Raw genomic sequence first — 18,262 nt, 5'->3', positions numbered from 1 at the left:
GTGGTAACGGAAAGTCGAACTTAGTAGTAATCAATACGGTTTTTAATCGTGTAATGGTGAGACACTGCCGGCTTAACGCTTTCGTCAACAATAACAAGCCGGCAGTCAACAGGGTTAGCGTACGCATCATATTCGCAGCTCTGTCTGACGTTGCCGACCTGCCGATCATCTATCCGGCTTACTGCCGTATAATCCAATTTTTTACGAGCATCTGCTGAAGGTTTCGCCGTAACAGAGAGCGTGTTATGCGCGTTTACAGTGGTCTTACCTAACGGATAGCCTTCGCCATCATAGCGGTACTCGACGTTCATCCCTTTTCCCGCCGCTGAGACCACAAAACCATTGTCGTCCGTTTCCCAGGTTACACCCGCTGAAGGGAGCGCCGCCAACTGGCATTTCCCCTGTAGCTGTATCTTTTTTTCCAGCGTCTGGGCATCACGGTAATAATTGGCATCCAGCACGAGCGCCAGCCCCGTGTCATTCTCCAGATCGTGTAATTCAAGCGTATCAAAACAGCCTTCCTGTGAAAGCGTACCGGAGACCTGCTTCGCTACCTCGCCGTTCTCATTTATCAACGTCTGGCTGAAATCCTTTACCGGTCCGCGTAATGGATCAAAATCAAATTCATTCGAAAAACTGGCCATTTCCGGCGTAAAAGACACTGGGGATTTCGGATTATCGCAACCTGACAACATCATGCACAATAATGTCAGTAAAAAGGCTTTCTTCACACGTTTCACCTGGATAGAGGGATTGATATCAATCATATTAGCAAATACAGTTATTTACACTAAAAATGCTAAGCTTAGAACATCGTCATTAATCACAGGAGCTCATGATGAAAATCGCAACAGTAGTAACCGCTCTGGCGTTATTCAGCACCCCCCCTCTGGTGATGGCGGCGCCAGGTTCGTGCGAGAGAGTAAAAAGCGACATAGAGCAACGTATTATCAATAACGGCGTGCCCGCAGATAATTTTACGCTCACTATCGTTCCTAACGACCAGGCCGATCAGCCAGATTCCCAAGTGGTGGGCCATTGCGCCAACGACACCCATAAAATTTTATATACCCGTACCAGCAGCGGTAATGCGCCAGCTAACAGCACTCCCAGCCAGGATGGTTCATCCACCGAGCCGCAATAATCCCCCTCCGGCCCTCCTGGCCTGGAGGGTAACGCTCTTTGATATGGGTTAATAACCCATACTCCCAAAGGCGTAAACTCACTACATCATTAGCAGGTTAATAATTTCGCTATAGATATCAATATATAGCGAAGCCATAATGGAGTGAGTGATGCACGGAGAAAAGCAACAAATAGGCGTAAGCCGCAGAACATTAATGAAATCAACGGCGCTTGGCTCACTGGCGCTGGCAGCCGGAGGCATGTCGCTGCCATTCGGGATGCGTACCGCGACTGCTGCGGTGCAGCGGGCACTGCGCATGGAAGAAGATAACGTCGTCTGGGGGACATGTTCCGTCAACTGCGGTAGCCGCTGCGCACTCCGGCTTCACGTGAAAGATAATGAAGTCTTATGGGTAGAAACCGATAATACCGGTGATGACATATATGGTAATCATCAGGTACGCGCCTGCCTGCGTGGACGCTCAATACGTCGGCGAATCAACCATCCCGACAGGCTTAACTATCCCATGAAACGGGTCGGCAAGCGTGGTGAAGGTAAGTTCGAGCGTATCAGCTGGCAGGAAGCGCTCGACACCCTTACCGCCAGTTTGAAAAAGGTCGTTAACGACTACGGTAACGAAGCAGTCTATATCAATTACTCTTCCGGCATTGTTGGCGGCAATATAACCCGCTCCTCTCCCTCTGCCTCTCCCGTCAGACGCCTCATGAACTGTTATGGCGGTTCGCTAAACCAGTATGGTTCATACAGTACGGCCCAAATCTCCTGTGCCATGCCCTACACCTACGGCTCCAACGATGGGAACAGCACCTCCGACATTGAAAACAGCAAACTGGTAGTGATGTTCGGCAATAACCCGGCTGAAACCAGGATGAGTGGCGGCGGCATCACCTGGTATCTGGAACAGGCGCGCGCACGTTCTAATGCGCGCATGATCGTCATCGATCCTCGCTATACCGATACGGCAGCCGGGCGTGAAGACGAATGGCTCCCGATCCGTCCGGGTACCGACGCGGCGTTGGTGGCCGGTATCGCCTGGGTACTGATTAACGAGGATCTGGTCGACCAGCCTTTTCTTGATCGCTACTGCATTGGTTATGACGACAAAACGCTGCCTGCCGATGCGCCTGCCAACGGCCATTACAAAGCCTATATCTTGGGTCAGGGAGAGGACGGCGTCGCCAAAACGCCTGAGTGGGCCTCTGCCATCACCGGTATTCCCGTCGATCGCATCATCAAGCTGGCACGAGAAATCGGCAGCACGAAACCGGTTTATATTTGCCAGGGCTGGGGACCGCAGCGCCAGGCAAACGGCGAGCTGACCTCCCGCGCCATCGCCATGCTGCCGATACTTACCGGCAATGTCGGCATCAATGGGGGTAACAGCGGCGCGCGGGAATCCACTTATACGATTACCATTGAACGCCTGCCAATGCTGGAAAACCCTGTTAAAACTGCCATCTCCTGCTTTAGCTGGACAGATGCTATCGAACGCGGCCCACAAATGACCGCCACCCGCGACGGCGTACGTGGTAAAGACAAGCTCGACGTGCCGATAAAATTCATCTGGAACTATGCCGGTAATACACTGATTAATCAGCACTCTGATATCAACAAAACCCATGAAATTCTACAGGATGAGTCAAAGTGCGAAATGATTGTGGTCATTGAGAATTTCATGACCTCCTCGGCTAAATACGCCGATCTCCTGCTTCCCGACCTGATGACAGTGGAGCAGGAAGATATCATTCCCAACGACTATGCCGGCAACATGGGCTACCTTATTTTCATACAACCGGCCACCACGGCGAAATTCGAACGTAAACCCATCTACTGGATACTTAGCGAAGTCGCGAAGCGCCTCGGTGATGATGTGCATGAGAAATTTACCGAAGGCCGTACACAGGAACAGTGGCTACAGTATCTGTATGCCAGGATGCGCGCGCGAGACCCGGCATTGCCCAGCTATGATGAGCTGAAAAAGATGGGAATCTATAAACGTAAGGATCCTAACGGGCATTTTGTCGCCTACAAACAATTTCGTGAAGACCCTCAGGCGCACCCGCTGAAAACCCCTTCCGGTAAAATTGAGATTTACTCAAGCCGTCTGGCTGAAATTGCCAGAACGTGGGAGCTGGAAAAAGGCGATGTTATCAGTCCTCTTCCCGTCTATGCCCCCACCTTCGAAGGCTGGGACGACCCGCTACGCAGCCGCTTTCCGCTCCAGCTTTTTGGCTTCCACTATAAATCCCGTACCCACTCCACCTACGGTAACGTAGACGTTCTTAAGGCCTCTTGCCGCCAGGAAGTGTGGATCAACCCGCTGGATGCGGCAAAACGTGGCATCAGTAACGGCGATATGGTGCGGGTATTCAACGATCGCGGTGAAGTTCACCTACCCGCAAAAGTCACGCCACGCATCCTGCCCGGTGTCAGTGCCATGGGACAGGGGGCCTGGCACGACGCAGACATGTCAGGCGACCGAATCGATCGCGGCGCTTGCGTAAATACCTTAACGACTCACCGCCCTTCGCCATTGGCAAAAGGCAACCCGCAACACACCAACCTCGTCGAGATAGAAAAAATATAAAAGAAAGATAGCCCCTGAAGATACAGGGGCGTCTACAAGGCCAATCACGTTTTTATACTAAGCAAAGTGAGTAACTATGAAAATCACCACGCCTGAGGCGCTCATGACGGCCAGTATCAGCCGCCGTAGTCTGGTGAAAACATCCGCCATTGGTAGCCTTGCGCTCGCCAGTAGCGCTTTCACCCTTCCATTCTCTCGCATTACCCGCGCCGCTGACGGCATTGCACCTGCGCCGGTCGACGAAAAGGCGGTCTGGAGCTCTTGTACCGTTAACTGCGGTAGCCGCTGTTTGCTGCGGCTGCATGTCAAAGACGACACCGTCTATTGGGTTGAATCCGACACCACCGGTAATGACGAATACGGTAATCATCAGGTGCGCGCTTGCCTGCGCGGACGCTCCATTCGCCGCCGGATGAATCACCCCGATCGGCTTAAATATCCCATGAAGCGCGTTGGTAAACGCGGCGAAGGCAAGTTTGAACGTATCTCCTGGGATGAGGCGCTGGATACCATTAGCGGCAATCTGCAGCGGATCCTTAAAGACTACGGTAACGAGGCGGTGCATGTTCTGTACGGTACCGGTGTTGATGGCGGCAATATCACTAATTCCAATGTGCCGTACCGACTGATGAACGCCTGCGGTGGTTATCTCAGCCGCTACGGCAGCTACAGTACCGCGCAAATCAGCGCCGCAATGAACTATATGTTCGGCGGCAATGACGGTAACAGCCCGGACGACATTGCCAATACCAAACTGGTGGTAATATTCGGCAACAACCCTGCCGAAACACGAATGAGTGGCGGCGGCGTTACATATTATGTTGAACAGGCTCGTGAACGCTCTAATGCACGTATGATCGTTATCGATCCCCGCTATAACGATACCGCTGCCGGGCGTGAAGATGAGTGGTTACCGATTCGTCCGGGCACAGACGGGGCGCTGGCGGCGGCAATCGCCTGTGTGCTGATCACTGAAGATCTGGTTGATAAGCCGTTTCTTGATAAATATTGCGTCGGCTACGATGAAACCACCCTGCCCGCCTCCGCACCGCGTAACGCCCACTACAAAGCCTATATTCTTGGCGAGGGACCAGACGGTATCGCCAAAACCCCGCAATGGGCATCACAAATTACCAGTATTCCGGCAGACAAAATTATTCAGTTAGCGCGTGAAATCGGCCAGGCGAAACCGGCCTATATTTGCCAGGGCTGGGGGCCGCAGCGCCATTCCAACGGTGAACAGACTGCACGTGCGATCGCCATGCTTTCGGTGCTGACCGGCAATGTCGGGATAAACGGCGGTAATTCCGGCGTGCGTGAGGGCACCTGGGATCTTGGCGTTGAATGGTTTCCGATGCTCGACAATCCGGTTAAAACGCAGATTTCAGTGTTTACCTGGACCGATGCTATTGACCACGGCGCAGAAATGACCGCGATCCGCGACGGCGTGCGTGGTAAAGATAAGCTCGATGTACCCGTTAAGTTTTTATGGTGCTATGCCAGCAATACCCTGATTAACCAGCACGGTGATATTACTCACACTCACGAAGTGCTGCAGGACGACAGTAAATGCGAAATGATTGTCGGCATCGAACACTTCATGACCGCATCTGCGAAGTATTGCGATATTCTGCTGCCTGACCTGATGCCCACCGAACAGGAAGATCTCATTTCTCATGAATCGGCGGGAAACATGGGGTACGTGATTCTGGGACAACCGGCAACCTCACCAAAGTTTGAACGCAAACCGATCTACTGGACACTCAGCGAAATCGCTAAACGTCTCGGTCCGGATGTTTATCAGACCTTCACCGAAGGGCGCACCCAGCACGAATGGGTGAAATATCTGCATGCCAAAACCAAGGAACGTAACCCGGAGATGCCGGATTACGAAGAGATGAAAAAAACCGGTATCTTCAAGAAAAAATGCCCGGAAGAGCACTATGTCGCTTTCCGCGATTTCCGCGAAGATCCGCAGGCCCATCCGCTGAAAACCCCATCCGGAAAAATCGAAATTTATTCTGAACAACTGGCGACTATCGCGGATACCTGGGAATTAAAAAAGGATGAAATTATCCATCCACTGCCCGCCTATGCGCCAGGTTTTGACGGCTGGGACGATCCTGTACGCAAAACGTACCCACTCCAGTTGACCGGCTTTCACTACAAAGCTCGCACTCACTCCAGTTATGGCAATATCGACGTTCTGCAGCAGGCGTGCCCTCAGGAAATCTGGATCAACCCGATTGATGCTAAAACACGGGGGATTCAACACGGCGATACCGTCAGGGTATTCAACAAGAATGGGCAAATGCTGATCCCGGCGAAAGTTACCCCACGTATTCTGCCTGGCGTTACCGCTATCGGTCAGGGTGCCTGGCTTAAAGCCGATATGTTCGGTGACAAAATCGACCACGGCGGCTCAATCAATATTCTGACTTCGCACCGTCCGTCTCCGCTGGCGAAAGGTAACCCTTCGCACAGCAATCTTGTTCAGGTTGAAAAGGTATAAGGAGTAACCGATGACAACCCAGTATGGATTTTTTATTGATTCCAGCCGTTGCACCGGTTGCAAAACCTGCGAACTGGCCTGTAAAGACTACAAAGATTTAACCCCGGACGTCAGTTTCCGCCGCATTTATGAGTATGCCGGTGGCGACTGGCAGGAAGATAACGGCGTCTGGCACCAGAACGTTTTTGCCTATTATCTCTCGATTTCGTGTAACCACTGCGAAGACCCGGCCTGTACCAAAGTCTGCCCGAGCGGTGCAATGCACAAACGTGAAGACGGTTTTGTGGTGGTGGATGAAGACGTGTGTATCGGCTGTCGCTATTGCCACATGGCCTGCCCGTACGGCGCGCCGCAGTACAATGCCGCCAAAGGCCATATGACCAAGTGCGACGGTTGCCACGACCGGGTGGCAGACGGCAAAAAGCCGATTTGCGTGGAATCCTGCCCGCTGCGGGCGCTGGATTTCGGCCCGATAGACGAACTGCGTAAAAAGCACGGTGACCTGGCGGCGGTCGCGCCGTTGCCGCGCGCGCATTTCACAAAGCCGAATATTGTGATTAAGCCCAACGCCAACAGCCGGCCGACCGGGGATACCACCGGTTATCTGGCCAATCCGAAGGAGGTATAAGATGGGAAACGGATGGCATGAATGGCCGCTGGTGCTGTTTACGGTACTGGGGCAATGTGTAGTCGGCGCGCTGATTGTCAGCGGACTCGGCTGGTTTGCAACACAAAATGATGCCGCCGCCAGGCAACGTCTGGTACGCGGGATGTTTTTTCTGTGGCTGGTGATGGGTATCGCCTTCCTGGCTTCAGTCATTCACCTGGGTTCGCCGCTGCGGGCGTTCAACTCGCTTAACCGTGTCGGAGCGTCCGCACTCAGTAATGAAATTGCCGCGGGCTCACTCTTTTTTGCCGTCGGCGGCATCTGGTGGCTGGTGGCAGTCCTCGGTAAAATGCCCCGAACGCTGGGTAAGGTTTGGCTGCTGGTCAGTATGGCGCTCGGCGTAGCCTTCATTTGGGCAATGACGCGCGTTTACCAGATTGATACGGTACCGACCTGGTATAATGGCTACACTACGCTGGCCTTCTTCCTGACTGCATTTCTGTGCGGTCCACTGTTTGCGGCGCTTCTGTTGCGTGTCGCGCGCGTCCCGTTTTGCGGCGCGACGTTTGCCAGTATTAGCGTTCTGGCGTTAGTGGTGTGCGCGGCGGTCATCGTATTACAGGGACTGTCGCTCTCAGTTATTCGTAGTTCCGTTCAGCAAGCCAGCCACCTTGCGCCGGATTACGGTATGCTACAGGTCTGGCGCATTATCCTGCTTGCAGCTGGATTAGGCTGCTGGCTATGCCCGCTGATTCGTCGCCGTCAACCGCATACCGTTGGTCTGCTGCTGGGAGCCTTGCTGGTGCTGGCGGGCGAGATTATAGGCCGCGGACTTTTTTATGGCCTGCATATGACCGTAGGTATGGCAGTTGCAGGTTAATTTATGCGTGCGGGGGCGCCCCGCACCTTTCGGGATTGTTTGAATGACCACTTTTTTACAACGTGATGATTTTTCAGTAACGGCGCGTGTACTTGGTGCGCTGTTTTATTACTCGCCAGAAAGCAACGAAGCCGCCCCGCTGGTACAGGCGCTCTTAACCGACAACTGGCAGACGCAGTGGCCGCTTGACGCAGAAGCGCTTGCGCCTGTGGCGGCAATGCTTAAGGCCGACAGCGAGGAGTCGTTACCAGAGGCCTGGCAGCGCCTGTTTATCGGCCCTTACGCACTGCCGTCTCCACCGTGGGGTTCCGTCTGGCTGGATCGCGAGAGCGTGCTATTTGGCGATTCTACGCTGGCGCTACGTCAGTGGATGCGCGAAAACGGTATTCAGTTTGAGGTGCAACAAAACGAGCCAGAGGATCATTTCGGGTCACTGCTGCTACTGGCAGCATGGCTTGCCGAACAGGGTCGTTATCATGAATGCGAACAGCTACTGGCCTGGCACCTGTTCCCATGGTCATCGCGTTTTCTGGACGTCTTTATCGACCATGCCGGGCATCCGTTTTATCAGGCACTGGGCCAACTTGCGCGTCTGACCCTGGCGCAATGGCAAACTCAGCTTATTATTCCCGTGGCGGTAAAGCCGTTATTCCGCTAATCCATACAAAAGGCAGGATTTCCCTGCCTTTTCTTCTTCTGAAGACTATATTTCTCTTTAAAAAGTGACAACGTCACATACACATTCTGTTTTTAAGATAATTCTTTATCGTTAATGATTACGCTAAGCCGCATAAGGGTAAAACACAATTGTTAATAAATATTTAACAGTGTTAAATATCACGTCTCGCTGGAATCCTTCCCAACCTGTTGCTATAGCTCAACATACCCTGCCGGAACATGGCATAACAACACGCGACGATTTTACGTTGCCATAACACATGCAAACAGGGAGACACACCGCAATGCACACTCTCACCCTAAAACGCGTACTTGGGTTCACTACCGTCATTTTGCTGTTACTGGCGTTATTTATCTGGGGAATCGGCCTGGAAACTCTGAAAGCGCGTCAGGTCGATCTACTGTATCTGGGGCAACGGCATTTAATCCTGGTCTTTACGTCAATGTTTTTTGCTTTACTGGTCGGTATCCCGAGCGGGATTTTACTCAGCCGTCCTGCGGCAAAAGGCTTTGCTGAATACGTCATGCAAATCTTTAATGTCGGTAATACATTGCCGCCGCTGGCAGTCCTGGCATTGGCCATGGTGATTATCGGGATTGGCGATACACCCGCTATTGTCGCACTATTTCTGGCTTCGCTTCTGCCTATCGTCCGCAATACCTATGCGGGTCTCTGTTCCGTACCCGCCTCACTGATTGAAGCGGCGAATGGTATTGGGATGACAAAATGGCAGCGACTTCGCCAGGTAGAACTTCCTAATGCCTGGCCAGTGATGTTGTCTGGCATTCGCATCGCGACTGCTATCAATGTCGGCACCGCGCCACTGGCCTTTCTGATCGGCGCCAGCAGCTACGGCGAGCTGATTTTCCCCGGTATTTATCTCAATGATTTTCCGACGTTGATTCTGGGCGCAACGGCCACGGCGTTATTCGCTCTGATTCTTGACACCCTGCTTGCCTTGCTTGGGCGACGCCTCAGCCCACATACCGCCTGAACGCATACATAACAATAAGGAGCGTTAAATGAGAGTTAAAAGACACCTGCTGGGATGGCTGGCCGCAACATTACTGTTCAGTAGTTTGACGCAGGCCGCACCGCTGGTCCTCGCCACAAAAAGTTTTACCGAACAACATATCCTCTCGGCAATGACCGTGCAGTATTTGCAAAAAAAAGGCTTTCAGGTAGAGCCGCAAACCAATATCGCCGCCGTGATTTCTCGTAATGCGATGGTCAATAAACAGATTGATATCACCTGGGAGTACACGGGCACATCGTTGATTATTTTTAACCGCATTGATAAACGCATGAGCCCACAAGAAACCTATGACACAGTAAAACGCCTGGATGCAAAACTGGGTCTGGTATGGCTAAAACCTGCTGACATGAATAATACCTACGCTTTCGCGATGCAACGCCAACGCGCCGAGTTGGAAAATATCACCACCATCTCGCAAATGGTGGCAAAAATAGAACAAGTCCGGCAAAGGGATCCTGACCACAACTGGATGCTCGGCCTCGATCTGGAATTTGCCGGGCGTAGCGACGGGATGAAGCCCCTTCAGCAAGCCTATCAGATGCAGCTTGATCGCCCGCAAATACGACAGATGGACCCAGGGCTTGTTTATAACGCTGTTCGGGATGGGCTGGTTGACGCCGGGTTAGTTTATACCACTGATGGACGGGTGAAAGGGTTTGATCTAAAAGTGCTGGAAGATGATAAAGGCTTCTTTCCAAGTTACGCTGTCACGCCCGTTGTACGTAAAGAAGTACTTGAGGCCAACCCCGGGCTTGATGACGCGTTAAATACCCTTTCCGGTCTGCTGAATAACGATGTGATATCCACCTTAAACGCCCAGGTCGATATTGATCATCGCACGCCGCAGCAGGTCGCCCATCAATTTCTCCAGGACAAAGGTCTGCTGTAAGGAGCGTCTATGGACACAATACATTATATGCTGGATAACGCAGGCTACCTCGCCAGCCTTACCTTTCAGCATCTCTGGCTGGTCGCGCTGGCCGTCGGGCTGGCGATTATTATCGGCGTACCATTAGGCGTTTTGATTGTACGCCACAAATGGCTGGCGACACCGATATTGGGCGCCGCTACGCTACTATTAACCATTCCCTCTATCGCGTTATTTGGGTTAATGATCCCGCTTTTTTCACTGATCGGCCATGGTATTGGCGTTCTGCCCGCCGTAACGGCGGTGTTTCTCTATTCTTTACTGCCGATTGTCCGTAACACCCATACGGCGCTTGATAGTCTGCCCCCCGGCCTGCGTGAGGCGGGACGCGGCATCGGTATGACCTTCTGGCAACGACTGCGTTGGGTGGAAATCCCGATGGCATTACCGGTTATTTTCGGGGGTATCCGCACCGCAGTGGTGATGAATATCGGCGTTATGGCGATTGCCGCCGTGATCGGCGCAGGCGGTCTGGGGCTGCTACTGTTAAATGGCATAAGCGGAAGCGATATCCGCATGTTAATTGCCGGCGCGCTGATGATTTGTTTGCTGGCTATCGTGCTTGACTGGTTGCTGCATCGTCTGCAAGTCGTACTGACACCTAAGGGGATACGATAATGATAAAACTGGAAAATCTCACCAAACAATTTACACAGAAAAAGGGTCAGCCGCTGAAAGCCGTCGACAACGTAAATCTGAACGTGCCGGAAGGCGAAATGTGCGTGTTACTCGGTCCATCCGGTTGTGGCAAAACCACAACGTTAAAGATGATCAACCGGCTGATCGCGCCCAGCAGCGGGAATATTCTTATCAATGGCGAAAATACCAACGATATGGATACGGTTACGCTGCGCCGCAATATCGGGTATGTTATCCAACAAATCGGCCTGTTCCCCAATATGACGATTGAAGAAAATATAACCGTTGTGCCTCGCATGTTAGGTTGGGACAAAGCGCGCTGTAAGCAACGCGCAGAAGAGCTAATGGACATGGTCGCGCTGGACGCCAGAAAATTTCTGCATCGTTACCCAAAAGAGATGTCCGGAGGGCAGCAACAGCGCATTGGTGTGATACGCGCTCTGGCCGCCGATCCGCCGGTACTGTTGATGGATGAGCCTTTCGGCGCGGTGGACCCTATTAACCGTGAAGTGATCCAGAACCAGTTTCTTGATATGCAGCGCAAGCTTAAAAAGACAGTGATGCTGGTCAGCCATGATATCGATGAAGCGCTAAAACTCGGCGACCGCATCGCAGTCTTCCGTCAGGGACGAATAGTACAGTGCGCCAGCCCTGATGAACTGTTGGCAAAACCAGCAAACGAATTTGTCGGTTCATTTGTCGGTCAGGACAGAACGTTAAAACGTCTGCTACTGGTCTCCGCAGGTGATGTCACCGATCAACAGCCGACCATTACCGCACGGCCTTCAACACCGTTAAGTGAGGCGTTTAGTATTATGGATGACAATGATATTCGCGCGATTACTGTCATTGACAACGACGGGAAGCCGCTGGGATTTGTGAAGCGCCGCGAAGCGCGTAACGCCAGTGGAACCTGCGCCGATATCACTCATCCTTTCCGCATTACGGGCAAAGCCGAAGACAATCTCCGCATTGTGTTGTCCAGGTTGTACGAAAGTAATACCAGTTGGATGCCGATCGTTGATGAAGACGGACGCTATAACGGTGAGATCTCTCAGGATTATATCGCCGATTATCTTAGTTCAGGCCGTACACGTCGGGCACTCAATATCCACGAAAGCAACTAACGCGTTACCGGATGGCGGCCTATCCGTTATCCGGTAACAGGGTTACCGCACATAGTGCTTTTGCATCTGACGCCATTTCGCCACAAAATACGCTATCCTGAAATCTCCCTGTTAACCATTCATGCATCGTTTACACGCTTACCCCGATCTGCGCGCGATGTTTCGCCGTCTATTGATCGCTACGCTTATCGGTATTCTTGCCGCGTTGGCGGTCGCCGCCTTCCGTCATGCGATGCAACTACTGGAGTGGTTTTTCCTGAGTAATGACACGGGGAGCCTGGTGAACGCGGCAGCGCGACTTTCGCCCTGGCGCCGCGTGCTAACGCCGGCCCTCGGCGGTCTGGCCGCAGGTCTGTTGCTGTGGGGGTGGCAAAAAATGAATCAACAACGCCCCCATGCGCCCACTGACTATATGGAAGCCTTGCAAACTGACGGGCAGTTTGACGTTGGCGCCAGTCTGGTGAAATCGCTGGCTTCGCTACTGGTTGTGGTCAGCGGTAGCGCAATTGGTCGCGAAGGCGCAATGATCCTACTCGCCGCGCTGGCGGCATCCGGCTTTGCCAGGCGCTTCACACCGCGTGAAGAATGGAAATTATGGATCGCCAGTGGCGCTGCGGCGGGTATGGCGAGCGCATATCATGCGCCGCTGGCGGGCAGCCTTTTTATCGCCGAGATCCTGTTCGGCACGTTAATGCTGGCCTCCCTCGGCCCGGTTGTCATCTCCGCTGTCGTCGCGCTGCTCATCACCCATGTATTAAACGGTAGCGATTCATTACTCTATACCGTTCATCTGACCCTCGCGCTTCATGCCCGGGAATATATCATGATCGTCAGTACAGGTCTGGTTGCCGGTGTATGCGGCCCGTTACTGATGTGGCTAATGACGGCCAGCCATAATGCCTTTTTACGTTTACAACTCTCGCCACCCTGGCAGCTGGCGTTGGGCGGGTTTATTGTCGGGATATTGTCGTTACTGACACCTACGGTCTGGGGCAATGGCTATAGTGTTGTACAGTCATTCCTGCTCTCTCCACCGCTATTTTCTCTGATTACCGGAATTTTTGCGTGCAAATTACTGGCAGTACTCGCCAGCAGTGGTTCTGGCGCACCGGGTGGTGTTTTTACGCCAACGTTATTCGTCGGACTATCAGTCGGTATGCTTTTTGGTCGGATATGGGGATTCTGGCTGCCGAATCAGGATGAGATAGCCATTCTGCTGGGCCTGGCGGGTATGGCCACGTTACTGGCGGCGACAACTCATGCGCCGATTATGTCTGCCCTGATGATTTGCGAAATGACCGGCGAGTATCCTTTGCTCCCCGGCCTGCTGATCGCCTGCGTGGTGGCGTCAGTATTATCGCGGACGTTACGCCACGACTCTATCTACCGACAGCACGTTGCCGAGCATTGACAAACGAATATACTGCCCCAATTCACGCTGCTCAGCACGAGGCAGGTACGGCAGTTCGCCAATCAGCGGCGCAGGCAATTTTTTCCCCAACACGTCAATGATTTCAGCATAGTGCGCCAGACCGGGGTTAATACGATTCGCCACCCAGCCAATGAATGGCAGCCCGTCGCTGGCGATGGCCTGGGCGGTAAGGAGAGCATGATTAATGCACCCTTCCTGGATACCCACTACCATGAATACCGGTAATTGCTCTTGCACCACCCATTCGGACAGGGGACGTAAATCATTCATCAGGCTACGCCAACCGCCCGTCCCCTCAACAACGACGTGATCCACTTTATCGCTCAGATTGGCGAGGCCGTTGGACAACAAGGTGTAATTAATAGGACAGCTATGCGCTACACTGCTTTCCTCTTCGCTTAACGCGATAGGATTGATCGCTTCATACGGTAATTCCAGAGAAGAAACGCTTTGCAACACCAGTGCGTCTTTGTTTCGCATCCCTTCCGGGGTCTCTTTGCTCCCTTTAGCAACAGGTTTATACCCTGCCACGCTCTTACCACCCGACGCTAACGCTTGTAGTAATGCGCGGGAAACCACCGTCTTCCCAACAGAAGTGTCTGTACCTGTAATAAAGAAACGCTTCAGCATCACTAACTCCACCGTTATGCTTCGTAAATATAAACCAGGAAAATAATACAGTGGAGAAAGTCTAAGTTATGAAAGGGGTGATCAGCTTGCGTTAGCGCAAATTTTTGTACAACAGTTAAAAAATGTTAACCCTGTAATAGACGAATCAACAAAGAACCGTTATACATCGCGTCCTTTATCAACGCCGCCCCCGCCATCGTGCCCTGGTTAGTAAACTGCGTACTTTCCACTACCGTATTCTTACTGTACGCGGGTAGCGCTTGTTGACGAATACTGTCTGTAATGGCAGGGAAAAGAATCTCAGCCGCTTTGCTTAGCGGAGAACCAATAAGAATTTTTTGCGGATTAAATAAATTCACCATAATGGCCAGAATGCGACCAACATGCGCGCCGACGCCGCTAATGATATCTTTTGCTAATAGATCTCCCTGCAACGCCGCCTGACACAATGAATCCACTGTTAACGGCTGGCCGTGGAGCATAGAACTCATCGACTGATTAAGCCGAAGCTGTGTAAGCTCCAGCACACTATCGACGCTGGCAATTGTCTCCAGACAGCCATGATTGCCGCAATAACAGCGCTTACCATAGGGATCGACCTGAGTATGGCCAATCTCCACCAGGCTGCTACTGCCCGCATGAAGCAAATGGCCGTCGGTAATAACGCCCGCTCCCACATTATGATCAATCACAACCTGGATAACGTCGCGTGCGCCACGCGCAGCGCCAAAAAGCGCTTCTGCCATCGTCCAGGCGCTGATGTCATGCTGAATATAAACCGGCACACCAGTGTGGCGTTCCAGCGCATCGCCTAAAGCCATTTCTTTGACATCTTCATAAAAAGGCATACGGTGCACAATGCCGCTTTCGGTATCGATGATGCCCGGCAACGTAATCGCAATAGAGGTCAGACGCTCCAGCTTCTGCTGATGGCGGATAAAAAACTGATCAACATGCGTGATAATTCGAGTGAGCAACGGCGTAGCTTCGGTTAGCGGCAGCGCCAGACACTCCTCAACCACCAACTTGCTACTAAGATCGCGCAGCGCAAGGAAAATTTCGCCGCGGCTAATACGAATAGACAAATAGTGCCAGGCTTCAGTTTCTACTACCAGCCCCACGGCAGGACGTCCACGACTGCCTGCTTCTTTTATTTCAAGCTCCTGTACTAAGTGCGCTTCCAGCATTTCACGGACAATTTTGGTAATACTGGCAGGCGCCAATTGCGCCAGACGAGACAGGTCAATTCGCGATACCGGTCCGAGCTGATCAATCAGGCGATACACTGCGCCAGCATTGGTCTGCTTAATTTGATCGATATGCCCAGGCTGACTATCAGCAACCACCGCTCACTCCCTTTATTTTCGCGCTCCGAAATAATCTGTGTGCTATGGTGAAACACTTCAATGCTTGCCGTCAACTTTTTGCTTAGCCGTGTGATTTACTGCACATTTTCACCCTTTTTAAGCGAAATTACTCATGCCGAACGGCGGCTAACAGCAACTGGCAAAACCGTTGTACGGCATGACTTTGCTCATGATGTGCGGGCCATACCAGCCACATTTCTGAGACAGCGTCCTCTTCCGCGAGGGGAACCCAACGCATCTCATTCATCTGCACGCGCTTAAAGGACGCAGGCAGAATGGAAACACCCAAACCCGCCGCCACCAGACCGATAATAGTCATCGCTTCGCCAACCTCCTGCGTGATGGTCGGCGTCAGGTTATACCGACGCATCAGGCCAAGAATGTCGTCATAGAGCCCCGTCCCGACATGCGGATCGAAAAAGACAAATGGTTCTTTCGCCAGCTCCGCCAGAGTAACGACTGGCTTTTGCGCCAGCCGATGCTCGCGTGGGATCATTGCCATAAGCGGCTCATGCAAAATCACTTCGTGATTGAGCGTATCAGGCAGCGGCGTATTACGTAGTAAGCCGATATCGAGCACGCCTTCATTGAGTGGCGCAATTTGTTCACGCGTATTCATTTCACGGGTTTGCATATGCACACCAGGATAGGACTGGCGGAACAATGAAAAGGTATTCGATACCGCCCGGATAAAAGGCGCCGATGACGTAAAACCGATACGAATTTCACCCGCCTCCCCCTGATGCAACCGTTCGGCGCGCGCGGCGGCGTCATTGACCAGGCTCAGGATCTGTCGACTGTCCGCCAGAAACTGTCGCCCGGCGGCGGTTAAGGCTACGCTGCGGTTAGTTCGCGCCAGTAATCGCGCGCCGACCTGTTGTTCCAGGATTTGTATTTGCTGACTCAGCGGCGGTTGCGAGATATTAAGACGCGCTGCGGCGCGGCCAAAATGCAGTTCTTCCGCTACCGCCACAAAATAACGCAGATGACGTAATTCGATATTCATATTTTTAAAGTATTATTTGAGATAATTAATATATTAGACAGAATATTTTGCTTTTTCTATGCTTTACACGTTGACTGTATCCATCCCCTGATTGCGGGGATGTTAAGCAAGGATTTAACGTGAGTCGTACAACTATTCTCGATAACGCCACGGCGAGCGATATCGATGAGCAATGCCATTCTCAGCCGGTTCAATATATTAAACGCGGTACCGCACCTTTTATGCGCGTTACGCTGGCCCTCTTTTCTGCGGGTCTGGCGACATTTGCGCTCCTCTATTGCGTTCAGCCTATCTTACCGGTGCTTTCACAGGAATTTGGCGTCTCCCCCGCCAACAGCAGTATTTCACTGTCTATCTCCACCGCTATGCTGGCTCTCGGCTTACTTTTCACTGGCCCACTTTCCGACGCGATAGGCCGCAAACCGGTAATGGTCACTGCCTTATTGTTAGCCTCCTGCTGCACATTGTTATCAACAATGATGACCAGCTGGCACGGCATCCTGATTATGCGCGCGCTTATCGGCCTGTCATTAAGCGGTGTCGCTGCCGTTGGAATGACCTATCTGAGCGAGGAAATTCATCCCAGCTTTGTCGCCTTTTCCATGGGGCTTTATATTAGCGGTAACTCCATTGGCGGGATGAGTGGCCGCTTATTAAGCGGCGTCATGACTGATTTTTTTAACTGGCGCATCGCGCTGGCCGCTATCGGTTGTTTTGCGCTGGCGTCAGCGCTGATGTTCTGGAAAATTTTACCCGCCTCGCAACATTTCCGCCCAACGTCGCTACGGCCTAAGACCCTATTGATTAATTTCCGTCTCCACTGGCGCGATCATGGGCTGCCGCTGCTGTTTGCTGAAGGCTTTTTACTGATGGGTGCATTTGTGACCCTGTTTAACTACATTGGTTATCGCCTGATGCTCTCCCCCTGGGAATTAAGCCAGGCGATGGTCGGATTGTTATCAGTCGCCTATCTCACCGGGACATGGAGTTCGCCGAAAGCAGGAGCAATGACCTCTCGCTATGGCCGGGGGCCGGTCATGCTGTTCTTTACCGTGGTGATGCTGTGTGGGCTTTTATTGACGTTATTCACCTCACTCTGGCTGATTTTTGCTGGGATGTTACTTTTTTCCGCTGGCTTTTTCGCCGCGCACTCGGTGGCCAGTAGCTGGATTGGTCCGCGTGCGCGCCGGGCGAAGGGGCAGGCTTCGTCACTTTACTTATTCAGCTATTATCTGGGCTCCAGTATTGCGGGGACATTGGGCGGTGTGTTCTGGCATCGCTACGGCTGGAACGGCGTAGGCGGTTTTATTGCATTACTGCTGGTACTTGCCATCCTGGTCGGGATGCGATTACATCATCGTCTTCACGCCTGAAAAGAAATAACCCGGCGATAGCAACAAAAAGTGGCCTGTCGCCGGGCGGGCTTTCACTCAATACTTCACTGTTCACCACAGACCTGTCAGGCTTGATACGCCCATCACTTCTCTCATTGCGTCCAGCGCCAGAAGAGCAAATACCACCCAGAGTATTGGATTCATATGCGGTGTGCTTTTTATTCTGGAGAGCGGATATTACCGACTCTGCGACCAAAAATAACGGCCGGCAACGTAAAGCTACCCATTATGGTGGGCTTACGTCGCGTTAACGGGGTGATTGTACATAGCGTTACATGCCGAAACCAATCA

At 52.3% G+C, this 18,262-nt stretch carries 17 protein-coding genes; 12 read left to right on the top strand and 5 right to left on the bottom strand.

Annotated elements, in window-relative coordinates; all coding sequences use genetic code 11:
* Positions 1–20: 20 nt before the first annotated feature.
* Positions 21–731 (bottom strand): YnfC family lipoprotein, encoded by a 711-nt coding sequence (locus tag SBG_RS06875; protein ID WP_015702858.1) that lies wholly within the window; start codon positions 729–731, stop codon positions 21–23.
* A gap of 104 nt (positions 732–835) precedes the next feature.
* On the opposite strand from SBG_RS06875, the gene SBG_RS06870 reads away from it, so the two are divergent.
* The 11 genes from SBG_RS06870 (at position 836) to clcB (ending at position 13,553) form a co-directional block, all read left to right on the top strand.
* Positions 836–1,144 (top strand): DUF1161 domain-containing protein, encoded by a 309-nt coding sequence (locus SBG_RS06870; RefSeq protein WP_000975521.1) that lies wholly within the window; start codon positions 836–838, stop codon positions 1,142–1,144.
* A gap of 151 nt (positions 1,145–1,295) precedes the next feature.
* Positions 1,296–3,734 (top strand): selenate/tellurate reductase subunit YnfE, encoded by a 2,439-nt coding sequence (gene ynfE / locus SBG_RS06865; protein WP_000546010.1) that lies wholly within the window; start codon positions 1,296–1,298, stop codon positions 3,732–3,734.
* A 76-nt stretch (positions 3,735–3,810) separates the two neighbouring features.
* A complete protein-coding gene (gene ynfF, locus SBG_RS06860) occupies positions 3,811–6,246 on the top strand; it encodes a selenate/tellurate reductase subunit YnfF (protein WP_000705666.1) in 2,436 nt (811 codons plus the stop codon).
* Between the two features lie 10 nt (positions 6,247–6,256).
* Positions 6,257–6,874, top strand: a complete 618-nt coding sequence (gene dmsB, locus SBG_RS06855) for a dimethylsulfoxide reductase iron-sulfur subunit DmsB (RefSeq protein WP_000213081.1) — start codon at positions 6,257–6,259, stop codon at positions 6,872–6,874.
* A 1-nt stretch (position 6,875) separates the two neighbouring features.
* Entirely contained in the window at positions 6,876–7,733 is an 858-nt protein-coding gene (locus tag SBG_RS06850; protein WP_000526525.1) for a dimethyl sulfoxide reductase anchor subunit family protein, read from the top strand.
* Positions 7,734–7,776: 43 nt separating this feature from the next.
* Positions 7,777–8,391, top strand: a complete 615-nt coding sequence (gene dmsD / locus SBG_RS06845) for a Tat proofreading chaperone DmsD (protein ID WP_000206574.1) — start codon at positions 7,777–7,779, stop codon at positions 8,389–8,391.
* 304 nt (positions 8,392–8,695) lie between these two features.
* Complete coding sequence (gene osmY / locus SBG_RS06840; protein ID WP_000557308.1) at positions 8,696–9,406, top strand: osmoprotectant ABC transporter permease OsmY; 711 nt, start codon at positions 8,696–8,698, stop codon at positions 9,404–9,406.
* Positions 9,407–9,434: 28 nt separating this feature from the next.
* On the top strand, positions 9,435–10,337 hold the full coding sequence (osmX, locus tag SBG_RS06835; protein ID WP_001264132.1) for an osmoprotectant ABC transporter substrate-binding protein OsmX: 903 nt from the start codon (positions 9,435–9,437) through the stop codon (positions 10,335–10,337).
* A gap of 9 nt (positions 10,338–10,346) precedes the next feature.
* On the top strand, positions 10,347–10,994 hold the full coding sequence (osmW, locus tag SBG_RS06830) for an osmoprotectant ABC transporter permease OsmW (protein WP_000379674.1): 648 nt from the start codon (positions 10,347–10,349) through the stop codon (positions 10,992–10,994).
* Positions 10,994–12,142: an osmoprotectant ABC transporter ATP-binding protein OsmV gene (gene osmV, locus SBG_RS06825; RefSeq protein ID WP_000593082.1), complete on the top strand. Its 1,149-nt coding sequence runs from the start codon at positions 10,994–10,996 to the stop codon at positions 12,140–12,142. Before osmW ends, osmV begins: the two co-directional genes overlap by 1 nt.
* A 121-nt stretch (positions 12,143–12,263) precedes the next feature.
* A complete protein-coding gene (gene clcB / locus SBG_RS06820; RefSeq protein ID WP_000554894.1) occupies positions 12,264–13,553 on the top strand; it encodes a voltage-gated ClC-type chloride channel ClcB in 1,290 nt (429 codons plus the stop codon).
* Here clcB and bioD read toward each other — a convergent pair.
* The 3 genes from bioD to SBG_RS06805 all read right to left on the bottom strand — a co-directional run bounded on the left by bioD (position 13,509) and on the right by SBG_RS06805 (position 16,577).
* Positions 13,509–14,204 carry a dethiobiotin synthase gene (gene bioD / locus SBG_RS06815; protein ID WP_000919208.1) on the bottom strand — a complete coding sequence of 232 codons (696 nt, stop codon included), beginning with the start codon at positions 14,202–14,204 and terminating at the stop codon, positions 13,509–13,511. The two genes, clcB and bioD, sit on opposite strands and share 45 nt — an antisense overlap.
* Positions 14,205–14,329: 125 nt before the next feature.
* On the bottom strand, positions 14,330–15,550 hold the full coding sequence (gene mlc, locus SBG_RS06810) for a sugar metabolism global transcriptional regulator Mlc (RefSeq protein WP_000225102.1): 1,221 nt from the start codon (positions 15,548–15,550) through the stop codon (positions 14,330–14,332).
* Between the two features lie 127 nt (positions 15,551–15,677).
* The gene (locus SBG_RS06805; RefSeq protein ID WP_001019573.1) at positions 15,678–16,577 is read right to left on the bottom strand and encodes a LysR family transcriptional regulator; all 900 of its coding nucleotides are present in this window, start codon (positions 16,575–16,577) and stop codon (positions 15,678–15,680) included.
* 119 nt (positions 16,578–16,696) lie between these two features.
* On the opposite strand from SBG_RS06805, the gene SBG_RS06800 reads away from it, so the two are divergent.
* Positions 16,697–17,950, top strand: coding sequence for an MFS transporter (locus SBG_RS06800; protein ID WP_000091803.1), 1,254 nt, complete (start codon positions 16,697–16,699; stop codon positions 17,948–17,950).
* A 72-nt stretch (positions 17,951–18,022) separates the two neighbouring features.
* On the opposite strand, the gene SBG_RS23095 is transcribed toward SBG_RS06800, so the two are convergent.
* A complete protein-coding gene (locus tag SBG_RS23095) occupies positions 18,023–18,115 on the bottom strand; it encodes a KPN_01571 family protein (RefSeq protein ID WP_210420673.1) in 93 nt (30 codons plus the stop codon).
* Positions 18,116–18,262 lie beyond the last annotated feature (147 nt).

The organism is Salmonella bongori NCTC 12419 (assembly GCF_000252995.1).
Classification (GTDB): Bacteria; Pseudomonadota; Gammaproteobacteria; order Enterobacterales; family Enterobacteriaceae; genus Salmonella; species Salmonella bongori.
This window is presented reverse-complemented; position numbering and strand designations above follow the sequence as displayed.